This window comes from Enterococcus sp. AZ126, assembly GCF_051714545.1.
In the GTDB taxonomy this organism is placed as follows: domain Bacteria; phylum Bacillota; class Bacilli; order Lactobacillales; family Enterococcaceae; genus Enterococcus_L.
In genome coordinates, this window is the sequence record NZ_JBIOSB010000001.1 from 1,440,242 (window position 1) to 1,455,889 (window position 15,648).

Consider the following 15,648-nt stretch of genomic DNA (forward strand, 5'->3'; position numbering starts at 1 on the left):
TATACAGCACCTCCTTCTTCTAGACTTAGACTCGCCATCCCAAGTGACAACGGTTGTTGTACTTACAAAAACTTGTTCTGTGCGGTTGTAGCTGTGGAGCCCACAATTACAACATTAATATTGTACCAAAATACGAAATGAGAGTCAATAAAAACTTAGCCTTTCTTGCATATAAACCACTTCCTGAAAAAAAATTGTTGTTATTTCTAATTTATGATTGACTTTGTTTTCTATGTTCATTATAATAAATTCTGTTGCGTTATTATTTTGCGCCAATAGCTCAGCTGGATAGAGCACTCGCCTTCTAAGCGAGCGGTCGGGAGTTCGAATCTCTCTTGGCGTATTATTTTAATCGTTTATACTGAAAAACACCAATCATTTAATGTGATTGGTGTTTTTTTCTTATGAAAGTTCTACTTTTCCTGTATATAATTGATGGTAAATTCCTTTTCCTTCTAGCAATTCTTCATGACTGCCGCGTTCTATGATACGCCCATGATCCATCACCATGATTGCATCTGAATTTTGAATGGTTGACAATCGATGTGCGATAACAAATACCGTTCTACCTTTCATTAAACGATCCATCCCAGCTTGTACATGTTTTTCCGTTCTCGTATCGATACTGGATGTTGCTTCGTCCAAGATCATCACTGGCGGATCAGCAATTGCGGCTCTTGCAATTGATAGTAGCTGCCGTTGCCCTTGAGATAAACCTTCACCATCACCCGTGATCACTGTATCATATTTATTGGGTAAATGATTGATAAAATCCTCTGCATTTGCTAATTGAGCCGCTTTGATCACATCATCATCTGATGCATTCAATTTCCCATAGCGAATATTTTCACGAATCGTTCCTGTAAATAAATGAGTGTCCTGCAAAACAATCCCTAATGATTTTCTTAAAGAACTTTTTTTGATCTTTTTCACATTGATCCCATCATAACGGATTTTTCCTTCTTGAATATCATAAAAACGATTGATCAAGTTGGTAATCGTCGTTTTTCCTGCTCCAGTCGCTCCAACAAAGGCAACTTTTTGCCCTGGTTTTGCATAAAGATTAATATCTTTTAAGACTCGATTTTGATTAGTATAACCAAAGGATACTTCTTCAAAGCGTACATCTCCAGTTAATTCTGTATACGTCACTGTACCATCTTTATGTGGATGTTTCCATGCCCATAAGCCTGTTCTAACATCACTTTCAACAAGACGACCTGACTCACGATTCACATGAACTAACGTCACATAACCATCATCAACTTCCGATTTTTCATCGATCAAAGTAAAAATACGATCTGCACCAGCCAAAGCCATGATCACGAAATTGATTTGTTGAGAAACTTGGCTGATAGGCATATTCAATGAACGGCTTAATTGAAGAAAAGAGGCGATCATCCCAATCGTTAGACCCGATACACCATACACTGAAAAAATTCCTCCTACTACCGCTAAAAGTACATATTGAATGTTTAACAAATTCATCATGATCGGCATTAAGCTATTTGCATATTTATTAGCCTGAGTAGCACTTTGACGCAATTCTTCATTGATCATTTTGAATTGTTTTATCGTTTGCGGTTCGTGATTAAATATTTTCACCACTTTTTGTCCATGCATTATTTCTTCAACAAACCCATTTACACGCCCTAAATCCCGTTGTTGTTTCCCAAAATGACGACTACTGCGCCCAGCGATCATCCGAATCGTCACGATCATTATGGAAACAGAGACCATCACGACTAGTGTCAATGGAATGCTGATTGTAAACATAGCAATAAATACACTAACAAAACTAACAACTGCTGCTACTAAATTAGGAATGCTTTGTGAAATCATCTGGCGTAATGTATCCGTATCATTCGTAAAATGACTCATAATATCTCCGTCAGAATTTGAATCAAAATAGCGAATGGGCAATGTTTCAAGATGAGTAAACATTTCATCTCGAATTGTTTTTTGTGTTCCCTCACCGATACGAACCATCATTAGGTTATAGCCTAAATTTGCAATGATCCCAACACCATAAATCAGCGCCATTGTTGTGATTGCCTTTAACAATCCAGAAAAATTAGGATTACTTTGGCCAAGCAGCGGTGTAATGTAATCATCAATCACCACTTGCAAGAATAATGAGCCGCGGACATTGGCAAAAGTACTTAATAAGATGAGAAATAGTACTAATATAAGCTGGAATTTATAATTTTTAAACATATATGAAAACAGTCGTTTCAACGTTTTCAAAGGATCTTGACTATTGCGAATCCCTTTTGTTTGTTCATCACGCATCTTCTTCACCAAATCCTTTCTGTTGAGATTCATACACTTCTTGATAAATCAGATTATTGGCTAACAACTCATCATGGGTTCCGATAGCGTCAATCAAACCTTTATCCATCACAATAATGCGATCAGAATCTTGAACAGAAGACACTCGTTGCCCGATAATAAAGGTTGTAGTCCCTGGGATTTCTTGTCTCATCCCTTCTCTTATCAGGCTATCTGTTTTCGTATCAACAGCACTTGTAGAATCATCCAAAATCAGAATTTTTGGTTTTTTCAATAAGGCGCGAGCAATACATAAACGTTGTTTTTGACCCCCTGAGACGTTATTTCCACCTTGAGAAATCATTGTGTCATATTTATCAGGAAATTCTTCGATAAAACTATCCGCCTGCGCAATTTTACATACTCTGATCAAATCTTCTTCTGTGGCCTCTTCATTTCCCCAACGCAGATTTTCTTTGATTGTTCCTGTAAATAATACATTATTTTGTAAAACCATGCTGACTTGGTCACGCAATGATTTTAGATCATACTCTCGTACATCGTGTCCACCAACTTCGACTGATCCTTGTGTAACATCATATAATCTTGGAATCAACTGGACTAATGTAGATTTAGAACTACCTGTTCCACCAACGATACCGATCACTTCTCCTGATTTGATTTCCATATTCGCCTGCATCAACGCTAATTTTTCAAGATCGTTAGCATAGCTGAAACAGACATCTTTAAAGCGAACAGAACCATCTGGAATGTCATAAAGTGGGTCTTTATTGTTTTTTAAATCACTTTCTTCTGATAAAACTTCTGTGATACGTTCAGCAGATGTTCGTGCGATTAACACTATGACAAAAACCATTGATAACATATTTAAACTCATCAAAATCTGCATCGTATACGTAAACATACTAACTAGTTCACCTGTGGTCAAAGTACCACCTACTACAAACTTTGCTCCTAACCATGAGATCAATAACATACACGTGTATATAGCAAACTGCAAAATAGGGTTATTAAATGCAACGATACTTTGCGCTTTTGAAAATGTTTTATAAATATCTTTAGAAACTGTTTTGAATTTTTCATCCTCATGTTTTTCTCTCACATAAGATTTAACAACACGAATCCCTTGTAAATTTTCTTGAACAACGTTATTTAATTTGTCATAAATCCGAAAAACTTTATTGAAATTGGGGTGAGCAAAATAAATAACAGTCGCTAGACCAATCATCAAAAATGGCACAACACCTAAGTAAATCAATGATAAATCTTTATTGATACTGTACGCCATAGCTAATGAAAAAATCATGACCAATGGACTACGAACTAAAAGCCGAATAATCATTTGATAAGCATTTTGAACATTGGTCACATCAGTAGTCAATCGTGTAATCAAACTTGAGGTAGAAAAACGATCGATGTTTGAAAAAGAAAAGCCTTGGATGCGAACAAATAATTGATCGCGTAAATTTTTAGCAAAACCAGCTGATGCAACAGCGGCATACCGACCTGACATCGCACCAAAAAATAAAGCAATGATTGCACAAATAAATAAAATCGCCCCATACATCAAAATAGCTTTTGTATCCCCTTTTTCAATTCCGTTATCGATCATCATTGCCATTACTAAAGGAATAATGATATCTAAAATCACTTCTCCAGTTACATAGATTGGCGTAATGATACTTTCTTTTTTATAAATACCTATGTTGGCGATCAGCTTTTTTATCATGTAATCCGTTCACCTTCCTTATTTATTTTTTTGCTGTTCTCAGATAGTTTGTCCATTAATTTAAAGAAGATTACGAGTTCTTCTTCTGGAATCCCTTGTACCAGTAATTCATCGAACTTATGTAACTTTACGATGTTTTCTTTAACTTTTTGTTTTCCTAGTTCAGTCAGAATAATTGTTTTGAAACGGTTGTCTTCTTTGCAACTGCTTCGTTCGATAAATAAACGTTTCTCCATTGTTTGTAGCACGCCTGTTGCAGTGGAACGTCGAATGTCAAATTCTTGTTCGATGTCTTTTTGATAGACTGGAACTTGTTGACTATTACGGCGGTGAATGAAATTCAGAATGCGCATTTGGATGCTTGAAGAGGCTTCGCCGTCGTCTTCTTTTAGAATTTCTGCTGCCTTTCGATTGAGTTCATTGGCTAATATTCTGATTTTTAAGCCGATTTTTCTGTCCATGATTTACCTCCTTGTTAAATAGTTCGGTTCCTAACTATATTATAAAAAAATATTGATATGGTCAAGTGTGTTCAGCCAAAATGTTTTTAACCACTTTATAGCCGATCAAGATCAATCTTCCACTAAAAACATCTCTCACTACTTTATTTAATTTGTAACAAATTAAATAATCCAGATAACAGTAAAATCAGTTGTTATCTGGATTATTTATCTATTTACTTTATTAGCATGTAACTAATTAATTTTCTTGAGCATAACCGAACTTTTCAATACTGTACCATTGCTACTGCTTCCATTTTTTATTATTCGTAGCGTTGCTCCGGCTTTTAATTCAAAAATACCGCTTATACCGGATTCTCCATTGGGTGTATTTCTACTCTCAGTGAGAGGATTTACTAAGCTTCCATTATTTTCAATAGCTAAAGACATCGTTGTCCATGTACCAGCAGTGCAATCTATGATTGATAATCTACCGTTAATTTCATACAAACCTGTTTCATTTATTTCTATAATATTTGTCCCATCAAATTTATAAAATCCTGATACATTCTCTTTCGTTAACTTCAGTGGGATATTCACCACACCGTGTTTATTATCAACCTCTTCACTTTGGGTAAAATAGACTGTAGCTATTTTTGTATTACTATTTAAAAAAGCTGATAAATCCTCCACCGCACTCACATGGGTTTTAGGATATAAAATTGTTCCTTTTTCTTCTAATTGTACGATATCTGCCATTATACTGATCCCACCTTATTAAATGTTATTGTTGGTAATGTATCTAATTTCTTCTTATCTACTGCACTCATCAATCCATTGACTGTTTGTGTTGCAACAGCAGTTGTTGTGGCATTTGTCCCGGCTGGGCCTTGTGGTCCTGTGGCTCCAGTTGCACCTGTTTCTCCTTTTTCACCCTTGATTGTTGTGATTCCTTCCACAGCATTCACATGGGTTTTCGGATAAATAAGCGCTCCATCATTTTTCAATTCAACGATATCTGTCATACTGATCCCACCTTATCTATTGTTATGCCTGTACCTTGAACACCTAAATCCTTCGCTGTTAAGGTGATGTCTCCTGTTTTTCCATTGATCGATGTTACGCCTGTTCCTATTGTTTCGATTTTATCTAAACCAAGAACTGCGCTAACATGGGTTTCTGGAAACACTTGACGTTGTACACCTGATTCATCGGTTTCCATGACTTTTTTGACTTCTACTTCATTCGGCATTAGACTGAACCTACCTTTCTTATGAAGAAAGTATTTTGTTTTTCACTATCGATTTCAGCTATCACTAAGGCTGAAGCTTCTTTTTTATGCGTAATGCTTCCTAATTTAGTCACCCCATGATTCAAGCTAAATTTATCATCTCGAAGCGTTCTAAGAATTCCGGTTTCACCACTTTTTAAAGTGAAATGCGCTAATTTTAATTCTTCGATTAAGTTCAAAAGATTACCAGCAACATTTTCATCTAAAATTCCTTTAATCGTAGTAAACCATTTATCAAACTCTGCTCTTTGAACTTCTGTCCACTGATCATAGCGCTGTTGATTTGTTGTGATCCATCCTTGGAATTCAGCAATAATCCGCTGCAGTTCTTCTTGTGCGACTACATACCAGTCATCATAGACCTCCTGACATGCTTTCACCCATTCAGTAAAATAGCGTAAAATTTCTTCAAATGTCCAAATATAGTTACTATCTTTAATACCATCTTCATAGATACTTTTTTTAACTTGATAAGTAAAATCACTTGTAGAAAATTGTTGGCGCCAGCTTAAGTCTTTTTGCAGTTCTCTAAAACTAAAGTAAGCCGTATTTTCTCCAATATTTTGCATATCGTAATTGGTTAATGTGTATTCCAATATTCCTTTTTTTGCGTCGATGATTTTAGTGACTTTTTGTTCAGATAAACCGAGACCTACATGATGGCCTTGTTTGACGCAGAAAAAAGGGGTTAAATTTGAAATGTCTTTTGGTTTTCCTTGTTCTGTTACGGTTACAGCCAAAACTTGGCTTCCTTCGTCAAATTGACGAATCATGATCGAAGGAATATTGTCATTTGGTTGTGTTGTTGATAAAAAAATTGGATAGACGATTGACATTTACTCACTCCTTTCTAAAAAATTGTTTATTTGGGCGGGATGACAATTGAACTGATTTCGCTTGCTCCGACCCATGATCGCTCATATTTGCCGACTACTTGTCCTAATCCGATATTTTGCTCATAAGTTTGGAAGCCTCCATTGATTAAACCACGGATGACACCTGTGTGACCATATGTGCTGTCGACAGTGAAGCCGCCAATATTGCCGCCTCGTTTCCAGTTGATGATTGCACCTGTTACTAATTGGTCGTATGTTGGATTAAAAATAACTTTCCAACCAACTGCCGACCAGTTGTAACCACTACCAATTTCAGCTGCTGCTTCAGTATTTCCAATCACATGGCTTAAGGGATAGCCTGTATTTGCGCCTAAACCACAGCCACCTAGAAATCCAGAATACTCTGCTGGGACTGCATAACATTGTCCATTGCCTAAAGGCTGTTTGTATAATGTCTCTAAATGAGCTAAACCAGCAGCGCCTGTAGTTGATCCTGGCTTTAAGTTTCTTAATTTGTCATACCAGTATTGAGCTTGCTGTGCTCTAACTGGTTGATTAGGGTATTTAGGATGCTCATAAAATGCAATAAAATACTCTGCTGCTAGTCTAACGTCTGACAATTTTGTAAAGTCTCTAAATAATATATTTGATAAGTCTGGACGTTCATAATTTGGAAACCATTGTTGATTGTTTTCCATTTCCCATTGAATCCGTTGGCATTGAGTATCAAGCGTTCGATGATCCAACCCATGTTCGTTACACCAATCAACAAGTTTAGATTTAGGCGTCCATTGCGTCAGCCCATAGCCACCTCCGCCACTCAATTCATCAATATCAGGCATAATCCCTGATTCTGATTGGATATTCCCGAGCATTCCAGCGATAGATTGCTCCGACCAGCCTTTATTTTTAAAGAATCGCCAAATTCCCCAAGCATTTTTTTCCTGATCTGTTGTCAGTTCTGGAGGGATTCCGCCTCCGCTACCTGAGCCACCACTACCGTTTCCCGTTATTTCTTTTCCGTTGATAAATAACTTCCCTGTAATATGCAAATCGCCATTATGTTTCCATACCGCTCGTGAATTTAGCTTAGGTTCTTCCATCGTACTTTCTTTTGGTATTTGAATAACATAGTTAGATGTATTTTCTATATCTTTACTCCCAGAGTTCAATGAAAAAATAAATCCAGGCTTTTGAATGACCGCAAATCCATTAACTTTTCCATTACTTGTTGTTGCGCTTATAGAACCTAAACGTTTATTTACTTTTTTATCACTAAAAATAATATTTCCATTTAGAATCTGTATTTGAAATGTGTCATCTAGAGTTTTAAACTCGCACCCTTCTATTGTTCGTCCTCTAATCGTTCCAGCTTGAATAAAATCAGCATTGAATTTTCCATCAATGGTCCAAGCTGTTTTATACTCACCTTTATTAAAATCTCCATCAATAAAACCAATACCTTCACTATTAGCCACTAAAAAATGATCACTCGTTTCAAGAGAGCCTTTGTTCATCCATACCATCTGGTAAGGTTCACGACTATCTGATTTACCAGTTTCAATCCCATTCATCAGCTTTATAGAACCGCCTTTGGCACCACGGATAATATCATCTTGCCACTTAGATATTTCTTCTGAATCATAAAAAGTCATCTTTTTTTCGTCTAAAGAATCAACATTTCCTTTGAGATCTGAAGTAGCTTTTGAAATACTTTTCGCAATATTATCTCCTAAACCAGCCTCGACTTTTCCTGTTAAGCGATCGATTTTCACTTTAAAAATACGAGTTTGGTAGTGATAATTTCGGTCATATCGATGGATAGTGACAGTATTTCCAATGGTATCTCCACCTAAAATTTCAGTTTTAAATTGAACGAGCGGACGCGAATATTCAACGAGTGAATCATAGGTTTTTTGTAGGAGTTTTGCTGGATCTTCTTCCTCATCAAACGTAATGACTTTTTCACGTCTTCTCATGCCACCGTTTTTGAGTGGAATACCGTATTGCTCGGTCATCTCAGGAAATTCCAACCAGTTTTGTCCCTTTGGTTTATTCAACGGTTTACCTGTTGTTTTTTTCCATTCTATATTCGTGAATTCGATTCGTTTGCCTTTTCCATCGCCCACATCTTCACCGCGACCACGACCAATCAAACTTGTATACACTTGATTACGATCCTGTTCTTTCACAATACTCAATGCTTTTTCACCGTACGTGAAACGTTGTTTACTTTGTTCGCCGATTTCACGGTAAACTTCCAGCCATTTATCTGTAATCCCAATACCATCTATCTTATATTTAAAAAGAATTTCACAGCCATGAGTTTGAATATTTTTTAAAGCATCGCGAACAGAAAGGAGATTGAAATCTTCTGTTATTAAAGGTAAGTTTGAATCGATTTTCCCTAAACGCCATTCTGTTTCTACTAACAGTTTTTGTACTGTATTTTTGATCGATTCATTTTTCACTTGGACATTTTTGACCACGTACGAATCTAACTCATCCGGTGCAAAACTAATTCCAACAAAGGATAAAAGATTTTCTTCTTCACTGTCTAAAATAATTCTGTACAAGCTATACGAAGTTGATTCTTCTTTCACAGCCATATAGGCTGCCTGTTTTAGCTCTTTATCATATAGAGTAGATACATTTAGAGTATCGTTCATCAATTCATCTTTACTTGAAGTAATTTCCTTTTCTTGAACAACTTCTATTAACTCGTTTTCCTTAACGATTCGAAGTAAATGTTGGCGCTCATCAAAGAAATAAACACTTTTATTCATAGTTGTACCTCCCGATAAGAAAGAATCATTTTACCATTATTACAGCGAACAAATTGACCTTCTTTAATCCTAAAGTTTTCAAAATCACTTTCCAAATCAAGTAAAAAAGTTTGATCCAATTCATTTACAAAAACTTTTCCTTTTAAAAAATCAAACACAACTTGATCACCTGCGCTTAAATTGTAGCTAGTGATTTTAATAGTTTGGTCGCCATTTGTGATCTTTAAAGGACCAAAAACGGCAATCGTTACTGTGATTTTTTCTGGTGTCGTTTGATAGGGTAAATAGGTAGTAATGGCTTCATCGGTTTGTAACAAAGCAGAGTATTTTTTCGGATCTGTGCAAAGAATTTCAAAGCTTGCAATAATGCTATTGGTATCCCCTCGCACCTCATCTGTTGTCATATATTGTCCATAGTAGTGATAATCCAATTCGTCTTTAAAGCGAATCTCAATCGCAGACTCTTTATAAAGAAAACGCATCAATTGATGGTATTTTTTCTGAACATCTTTAGCGTCTTTTCCAATCAATTGATAGGTTACTTTCAGCGTTCTGGCAGGTAATTTTTGATTTAGTTTGATACTTCCAACCTGGGTTTCTTGCGTTTCTACCGTAAGTGACAGCATTTCTCTACCTGTTACCGCTAAAGTACGATAACCGTCGATCATTTTTTCGAGATAAACACCCTCATACATCATGGCTGAAGAAGGAAGAATCAAATCATCTTTGTGGACTTTTTTAGTTGTGTCTTCAAAATAATACATTTTTTCCCTCCTTCTAAAATGCTAAGTTGATAGCAGAGTCTTGTCCCATTGCTTCTGAGATATCGGAAACAAAGGCTTTGAATTGTTGATTGCCAAGTTTGATGTTGAATGTTGCAGGTTGTTTTGTTGGAATCATCATTTGTTTGCTACTAGATTGAACGGATATATCTTGGACCGTTTCTAAATGTTGATCTAAACTATCTAAGCTTGGCAACATGATTTGAGAAGCTAAATCGTTCATTGGCTTGTCTACTACATGAGCATTTCGTTCAATACCGATAGCCAAACCTGCTGGCAACATTGCCCCGATTTCATCTCGCATCCAGCGGTATGGTGAGTGGATTTTAAAGTTTCCTGTAAAAAAGTCTTTGATTCCATTTCCAATGTTTTCAAGAACTTCCCATATTTTTTTTGCTTTTTCTGTAATACCATTAATGAAACCTTGAATGATATTACCTCCGATTTCAAATAGATCAATATCAAATAGAGCCTTAGAAAGTTCATTAATAATTTGATACCCAACTGTTGCAATGGACGGTAACGCACCTAGGATTCCTTTTGCTAGTTCCCATATCAATTTCCCTGCTGCTACTAAAATACTTGGAAGCTCATTAAGTAAACCAGCAACAAGAGTCGCTATAATTTTTACTGCAGCAGAAATGATTGTTGGCAGCTGCTCAGACAAGGTTCTTACTAAAGTCGCAATAGCTTCAATGGCCACTGGAATTAAAACTGGCAATATCGAAGCGATTCCTTCCGCAAGTTTCATTAATATCTCAACACCCTTTTTAATGATTTCAGGTAGTTGTCCTGTAATATTAGTAGTAAATGATTCAATGATATTGGTGACCGTGTTAATTATTTGATCTTTGTTATCTACAATCCCACTTACTAAAGCCATCAATAAATTTAATCCAGTCATTAACAACTGTGGTGCTGCAGATAATAAACTCGTGGCTAAGGATTCAATTAACATCAACGCTGCTGGAATCAACGTTGGTAAACTTTCAATTACACCTTGAACTAAGGCATTGATTAAATTAACCGCACTTTGCATTATCACGGGCAAATTCACAGCAATCGCTTCTGCAAACCCTGCTATCAATTGTGTACCTGATGTCATTAAATCTGGTAATTTTGAAATTATTCCATTCACAAAACCGGTAATGATTTCTGGTCCTTTTTCTATAGCTGTAGTAATAAACCCTTGTAGCTCATCACCAAATTGGCTATTTGCTAATCCAAGACCTGCTAAAGCAAGCCCAATTATTGCTGCAGGGGCTAAAGCTTTTATAGCAACTCCCATGATAGAAGTCAGTCCCTTAACCATTCCTCCTAAAGCCTTTGTTCCCACATTAAATGATGCACCCAATTTTTCGCCTACACCACTACCGACTTTTACAATTTTCCCTAAAGCCGTTTCTGAATTTTGTGCTGCATCTAAAACTTTATTCCCAAATGTTTCAACAATCGGAACTTTATCCATAAAAGCCAGTCCAAAAACGTTCATTTTGTCTTTTGCATCCGAAACAAAATCCACATATTTTTCTTTTGTACCAGCAATCTTTTCAACAAATCCCTGCATGCCCTCATCAAGTTTCTTGAATGAAGAGTCATCAACTTCCAATTTACCTGCCATCACTTGTTTTGCTAAAGAGTATTTTTCTTTGACATCACTCATTGTTTTACCTAGCTGTCCATTTTTAGATATAAGCCCCGAATAGGTTGTGCTGACACTCATAATCATTTCTTTTAAATCATTTAAACCACTTGTATCAGCTATATCTTGGAATGCTTTAAAACCATTAGAAAGTGAATCAAACTCTTTGCCAAACACTGATGCGTCTTTCAATCTTTCTGTAATTCTTTCTAAGTTAGTAGATAATTCCTTCATAGATTCAGATGTATTATCTATTTTGCTTTGGATAGGTATAATTTCTTTTTGTGCATTGGCTAAAGCTGCATATTGAGAGATAATTTGACTCAATGATGTACTTAAAACAGTTACCGAATCAGCAATTAATCTAAAGGAACCTACTCCACTAGATATTTGTACTATACTTTCTGTAAGCATGTCCGCTGATACCTTAACTTTATCTATTAAGTTTAAAACATTCGATAAAGATTTATTAAATTCTTTATCTACAGCTGTTAAAACTGCTATAACATCAATCTTTTTCTCCATCTTCCCCCTCCTTTCCTATAAATTGAAATTAGCGATCCAATTTTGAAGTTTCACTTTATCAGGAGAAGTTTCTTGTTGTCTGCCAAGTATTTTCTCTTCTGCTTTTCGATAATCAAAGAACTTGTCGAAAGTTCTAAAAACTGGTTTACCTTTTCGCGTTTGACCTGCCATAACTGTAGCCCACGCCTGCATATGAATTTCATATTGTCGATCTAATTGCTTTAATTGATAGGCCTTCATACGTAATTCGTAGTCAGTAATGGTCAAGCGGTCTATTTCATTCAAATTTTCAATTTTTAAGAAGCGCAAACAGTTTAGACGGACCTGCTCATATACTTCATCAAAATCTATGTTATTTACGCTTGTGCTTCTTCCAACATTTTGCTGGTCATCATCCCGGTATATTCCGACTTTTTTAGCGAATCGATCACATCTTCAAACAGATTTTTTGTGCCATTTTCCTCAACATACTCTTCTAAAAATTTGACTGTCATTCGAGGTTTTTCTGTCATATTTGCAATCAGTAAGACTTCAAATAAGGTATCTACATCAGATAAAAGAAGATTTGAAACAATTGCTCCAACTCCTAATTTTAGCTGCATACCACCACGCTCTATTGAATAACGTTTGTTGATTTCTTTTAAAAAACCGTAACCAAATTTACAGCCAAATGTTTTTTCATTCATTGATAATTCCATGTCTTTTCCTCCTAATTTTAAAAACGACAATAATTGTCTCGCCATAATAAATTATCTGAAAGAGGCTAGTGTCTAACCTCTTTCGATTACTTTATAAAATCAATTATGCTTTAGCTTCTACTTTTACAGTGTCTTTAAATTCATAATCGCCGCCCTCTGAAGTATCAAGCTCTAAAACTGCAAAACCATTCTTACCTGCGCCTTCAATCGCCCATTCCAAAGAGTATTCAACTTTATTTTCTGCTGAATCTGTTTCTTCAAAAGAAGTAAAATAGCCTTCAAAGTATTTAGCTTTGAATTTCCCTTGATCGTTACCAGTACCAATTTCTTTGGTATTAATACGCCAAATCTGAACACGCTTGTTTTCATCCATTGCGGTTTCCAATTTATCGATTTGAGTCGAACCGATTTTATATAAAGTTGTTGCTGTAACAGTTGTTTCTGTTGCACCTGGTGTGACCACACTGCCATCTTTTGTAACAGTCGATTCACTTTCTTTTGATTTTGAATAACCATTCTCTGTGCTGTAGGCTAAGCCCCATGCACTTTCATTTCCTTCGTCTTCGGCTAAACGAAAACGCCATACTACGTCTACTCCACTTAATGCTGTCATCTGTTCATTTCCTCCTTGATGTTTTACTGCTGTGTCAATTTTTTTAATTGAGATGCCAGTTGATTTTTCCGTCGTTGTTCTGCCTTTACTCTTCGTTGCAGCTTTTCGATAATTTTCAACTGTTGTTTGATTGCCTTATCTTGCTGCTCAAAAGTTAAGTACCTCTTATTTTGCAAAGCAACATCATCTAATTTCACGTTGACATCTCCTCTCATTTAAAGTCACGGGCGACTCTGTGAATCGAATGTTTACAGCAGTTATTACTTGATGAACCTAGTATACAAATAATTAGTGAGTTCAAACTCCCAGAAGTCTGTTAGAATTGTCCCAAGTTACTGTCAGGTCTCTTTCACTGTTTAGAGTTTTAAACCTTCTTTTTTTCTGATAAAGGCCGTTACTATGGTAAAATAATGGAAATGACAAAAAAAGTGCTGAATGATATTATTACAAAAATATACCAACGATTTTTCAAAAATGATCCAGCAGTATCAATTAAATGATGAACCATTGTGCTATACAGGAACTCCAGAAATGCCTATCAAGATTTCTTTGAAAAATTCTTTTATCCATCCAATAGTAGGAATCGACGATGGACGATTAACAAATTTTTTCGTTTTTAGATAACATTGTCTAAGGTGGATTGGGTCCGTTGTATGTTATGAACATGAAGTTAGAGTTGGATAAAAGGGGAGATTCTCGCAATGACTAAAAAAATAATCGAAAATGACAAACTCTATTTAAGAGAACTTACATCTGATGATTTCGAGGATTTATGCTTGATTTTACAAGATGAAGAAACGATGTATGCCTATGAGGCGGCTTTTACTAATGAAAAAGTAAATGATTGGTTAAACTGGAATTTAAAAAGTTATCAAGAAAATGGCTTTGGTTTATGGGCAATCATTGACCAACAGAACAATAATTTTATCGGTCAATGTGGAATTGTTTATTCTGAGGTCGAAGGTGAATCACTATTAGAAATCGGCTATTTAGTCAATAAACAATTTTGGAATCAAGGTTATGCAACGTCTGCTAGCCAATTATGCCTCACATATGCTAAAAATAGTTTGAAAGCTGAAAAAATCTGTTCGATCATTCGAGAGACGAATCTCTCTTCTCAAAAGGTTGCAGAAAAAAACAGCATGACCCTCGTAAAACAATTTGATAAAGACTATTCTGGCTTACCAGTTCGTCATTTTGTATACAGCATTGATTTCAATAAATAATCTTAACAAAGAAAGTAGTGGATATCTTGTTATTTTTAGATCATAGTCCTGATTTAAGTCCCATCGATTTAGAAATTTATAAATATATTGCGTCTCACATCGATGAAGTCGTCTATATGAGAATTCGTGAGTTAGCGAAAGAAACCCATAGCAGTACCGCCAGCATTTTGCGCTTTTGTCGTAAATTTGGTTGTGAAGGATTTTCTGAATTTAAAATCAAATTGAATTTATATCGAAAATCATTGGCTAAGCCTGTTACGACGCATGCCGTGGATGAAACGTCATTTACTAATTTTATCCAGCGCTCTACTGAAGCTTTTTATCAAGAACGGATTCAGGCTGCAGCAAAATTATTGTCAGAAAAAGATCTTGTCTTATTTATTGGAACAGGATCATCAAATATTATTGCTGAATATGGTGCGTTGTATTTTTCTTCTATTTTCAGTATGGCGTTTCATATCGAAGACCCAATCAATCATCCAGTCAATTTTTTTAATAAAGCGATGGCGAAAAATGTTTGCGTGATTGCTCTTTCTGTTAGTGGAGAAAATGAAGCCATCATCAATTATCTGAATCATTTTATTACGAATGATAGTTCCATCATTTCTATCACAAATAGTGAAAAATCTCCGATTGCAGCCCTTTCAGATGTAAATATTCCTTATTATATTTCAACAGAACGAATTGGAGATAGTGACATTACTTCTCAAGTTCCAGCGCTTTATACAGTAGAATATTTGGCAAAAGAAGTGCAAAATCAAAAAGAGTAGAACCTAAATAGACGCAAA

The 15,648-nt window shown here is 35.7% G+C and carries 17 protein-coding genes, 1 tRNA gene and 1 other annotated feature; of the genes, 4 read left to right on the plus strand and 14 right to left on the minus strand.

The features are described 5' to 3' along the window. Window positions 1-17: 17 nt before the first annotated feature. Window positions 18-97, minus strand: a sequence feature (ribosomal protein L21 leader region). Between the two features lie 172 nt (window positions 98-269). Beyond that, window positions 270-343 (plus strand) — tRNA-Arg (locus tag IGI43_RS06955). Between the two features lie 59 nt (window positions 344-402). Here the strand turns inward: IGI43_RS06955 and IGI43_RS06960 are convergent. The 14 genes from IGI43_RS06960 to IGI43_RS07025 all read right to left on the minus strand — a co-directional run bounded on the left by IGI43_RS06960 (window position 403) and on the right by IGI43_RS07025 (window position 13,831). Then, complete coding sequence (locus tag IGI43_RS06960) at window positions 403-2,292, minus strand: ABC transporter ATP-binding protein (protein ID WP_438758826.1); 1,890 nt, start codon at window positions 2,290-2,292, stop codon at window positions 403-405. After that, the gene (locus IGI43_RS06965) at window positions 2,285-4,021 is read right to left on the minus strand and encodes an ABC transporter ATP-binding protein (protein ID WP_438757097.1); all 1,737 of its coding nucleotides are present in this window, start codon (window positions 4,019-4,021) and stop codon (window positions 2,285-2,287) included. The genes IGI43_RS06960 and IGI43_RS06965 overlap by 8 nt, the downstream gene beginning before the upstream one ends. Then, complete coding sequence (locus IGI43_RS06970) at window positions 4,018-4,482, minus strand: MarR family winged helix-turn-helix transcriptional regulator (protein WP_438757098.1); 465 nt, start codon at window positions 4,480-4,482, stop codon at window positions 4,018-4,020. Before IGI43_RS06970 ends, IGI43_RS06965 begins: the two co-directional genes overlap by 4 nt. Window positions 4,483-4,716: 234 nt before the next feature. After that, window positions 4,717-5,220 carry a hypothetical protein gene (locus tag IGI43_RS06975; protein ID WP_438757099.1) on the minus strand — a complete coding sequence of 168 codons (504 nt, stop codon included), beginning with the start codon at window positions 5,218-5,220 and terminating at the stop codon, window positions 4,717-4,719. Next, window positions 5,220-5,486: a collagen-like protein gene (locus tag IGI43_RS06980; protein WP_438757100.1), complete on the minus strand. Its 267-nt coding sequence runs from the start codon at window positions 5,484-5,486 to the stop codon at window positions 5,220-5,222. The genes IGI43_RS06975 and IGI43_RS06980 overlap by 1 nt, the downstream gene beginning before the upstream one ends. Further along, on the minus strand, window positions 5,483-5,713 hold the full coding sequence (locus tag IGI43_RS06985) for a hypothetical protein (protein ID WP_438757101.1): 231 nt from the start codon (window positions 5,711-5,713) through the stop codon (window positions 5,483-5,485). The genes IGI43_RS06980 and IGI43_RS06985 overlap by 4 nt, the downstream gene beginning before the upstream one ends. Next, window positions 5,713-6,588 (minus strand): phage baseplate upper protein, encoded by an 876-nt coding sequence (locus tag IGI43_RS06990; RefSeq protein WP_438757102.1) that lies wholly within the window; start codon window positions 6,586-6,588, stop codon window positions 5,713-5,715. The genes IGI43_RS06985 and IGI43_RS06990 overlap by 1 nt, the downstream gene beginning before the upstream one ends. 26 nt (window positions 6,589-6,614) lie before the next feature. Continuing rightward, window positions 6,615-9,374, minus strand: coding sequence for a phage tail spike protein (locus IGI43_RS06995; RefSeq protein WP_438757103.1), 2,760 nt, complete (start codon window positions 9,372-9,374; stop codon window positions 6,615-6,617). Further along, window positions 9,371-10,138 (minus strand): distal tail protein Dit, encoded by a 768-nt coding sequence (locus tag IGI43_RS07000; RefSeq protein WP_438757104.1) that lies wholly within the window; start codon window positions 10,136-10,138, stop codon window positions 9,371-9,373. The genes IGI43_RS06995 and IGI43_RS07000 overlap by 4 nt, the downstream gene beginning before the upstream one ends. Before the next feature lie 13 nt (window positions 10,139-10,151). Then, a complete protein-coding gene (locus IGI43_RS07005) occupies window positions 10,152-12,323 on the minus strand; it encodes a phage tail protein (protein ID WP_438757105.1) in 2,172 nt (723 codons plus the stop codon). Between the two features lie 15 nt (window positions 12,324-12,338). Continuing rightward, complete coding sequence (locus tag IGI43_RS07010) at window positions 12,339-12,608, minus strand: hypothetical protein (RefSeq protein ID WP_438757106.1); 270 nt, start codon at window positions 12,606-12,608, stop codon at window positions 12,339-12,341. A 71-nt stretch (window positions 12,609-12,679) separates the two neighbouring features. Beyond that, window positions 12,680-13,021 carry a tail assembly chaperone gene (locus IGI43_RS07015; RefSeq protein WP_438757107.1) on the minus strand — a complete coding sequence of 114 codons (342 nt, stop codon included), beginning with the start codon at window positions 13,019-13,021 and terminating at the stop codon, window positions 12,680-12,682. Between the two features lie 103 nt (window positions 13,022-13,124). Further along, window positions 13,125-13,634: a phage major tail protein, TP901-1 family gene (locus tag IGI43_RS07020; RefSeq protein WP_438757108.1), complete on the minus strand. Its 510-nt coding sequence runs from the start codon at window positions 13,632-13,634 to the stop codon at window positions 13,125-13,127. A gap of 23 nt (window positions 13,635-13,657) precedes the next feature. Then, entirely contained in the window at window positions 13,658-13,831 is a 174-nt protein-coding gene (locus IGI43_RS07025; RefSeq protein ID WP_438757109.1) for a hypothetical protein, read from the minus strand. A 238-nt stretch (window positions 13,832-14,069) separates the two neighbouring features. Between IGI43_RS07025 and IGI43_RS07030 the strand changes: the two genes are divergently transcribed. From IGI43_RS07030 to IGI43_RS07040, 3 genes are all read left to right on the plus strand, one after another. After that, a complete protein-coding gene (locus tag IGI43_RS07030) occupies window positions 14,070-14,258 on the plus strand; it encodes a hypothetical protein (RefSeq protein ID WP_438757110.1) in 189 nt (62 codons plus the stop codon). A 77-nt stretch (window positions 14,259-14,335) separates the two neighbouring features. Continuing rightward, the gene (locus IGI43_RS07035; RefSeq protein WP_438757111.1) at window positions 14,336-14,860 is read left to right on the plus strand and encodes a GNAT family N-acetyltransferase; all 525 of its coding nucleotides are present in this window, start codon (window positions 14,336-14,338) and stop codon (window positions 14,858-14,860) included. A gap of 26 nt (window positions 14,861-14,886) precedes the next feature. After that, the gene (locus IGI43_RS07040) at window positions 14,887-15,630 is read left to right on the plus strand and encodes a MurR/RpiR family transcriptional regulator (protein WP_438757112.1); all 744 of its coding nucleotides are present in this window, start codon (window positions 14,887-14,889) and stop codon (window positions 15,628-15,630) included. Window positions 15,631-15,648 lie beyond the last annotated feature (18 nt).

Excerpts from the sequence above, each read along its gene's own strand:
- IGI43_RS06960 (WP_438758826.1), bottom strand. The coding sequence starts at position 2,292 with ATGCGTGATGAACAAACAAAAGGGATTCGCAATAGTCAAGATCCTTTG.
- IGI43_RS06965 (WP_438757097.1), bottom strand. The coding sequence starts at position 4,021 with ATGATAAAAAAGCTGATCGCCAACATAGGTATTTATAAAAAAGAAAGT.
- IGI43_RS06970 (WP_438757098.1), bottom strand. The coding sequence starts at position 4,482 with ATGGACAGAAAAATCGGCTTAAAAATCAGAATATTAGCCAATGAACTC.
- IGI43_RS06975 (WP_438757099.1), bottom strand. The coding sequence starts at position 5,220 with ATGGCAGATATCGTACAATTAGAAGAAAAAGGAACAATTTTATATCCT.
- IGI43_RS06980 (WP_438757100.1), bottom strand. The coding sequence starts at position 5,486 with ATGACAGATATCGTTGAATTGAAAAATGATGGAGCGCTTATTTATCCG.
- IGI43_RS06985 (WP_438757101.1), bottom strand. The coding sequence starts at position 5,713 with ATGCCGAATGAAGTAGAAGTCAAAAAAGTCATGGAAACCGATGAATCA.
- IGI43_RS06990 (WP_438757102.1), bottom strand. The coding sequence starts at position 6,588 with ATGTCAATCGTCTATCCAATTTTTTTATCAACAACACAACCAAATGAC.
- IGI43_RS06995 (WP_438757103.1), bottom strand. The coding sequence starts at position 9,374 with ATGAATAAAAGTGTTTATTTCTTTGATGAGCGCCAACATTTACTTCGA.
- IGI43_RS07000 (WP_438757104.1), bottom strand. The coding sequence starts at position 10,138 with ATGTATTATTTTGAAGACACAACTAAAAAAGTCCACAAAGATGATTTG.
- IGI43_RS07005 (WP_438757105.1), bottom strand. The coding sequence starts at position 12,323 with ATGGAGAAAAAGATTGATGTTATAGCAGTTTTAACAGCTGTAGATAAA.
- IGI43_RS07015 (WP_438757107.1), bottom strand. The coding sequence starts at position 13,021 with ATGGAATTATCAATGAATGAAAAAACATTTGGCTGTAAATTTGGTTAC.
- IGI43_RS07020 (WP_438757108.1), bottom strand. The coding sequence starts at position 13,634 with ATGACAGCATTAAGTGGAGTAGACGTAGTATGGCGTTTTCGTTTAGCC.
- IGI43_RS07030 (WP_438757110.1), top strand. The coding sequence starts at position 14,070 with ATGATATTATTACAAAAATATACCAACGATTTTTCAAAAATGATCCAG.
- IGI43_RS07035 (WP_438757111.1), top strand. The coding sequence starts at position 14,336 with ATGACTAAAAAAATAATCGAAAATGACAAACTCTATTTAAGAGAACTT.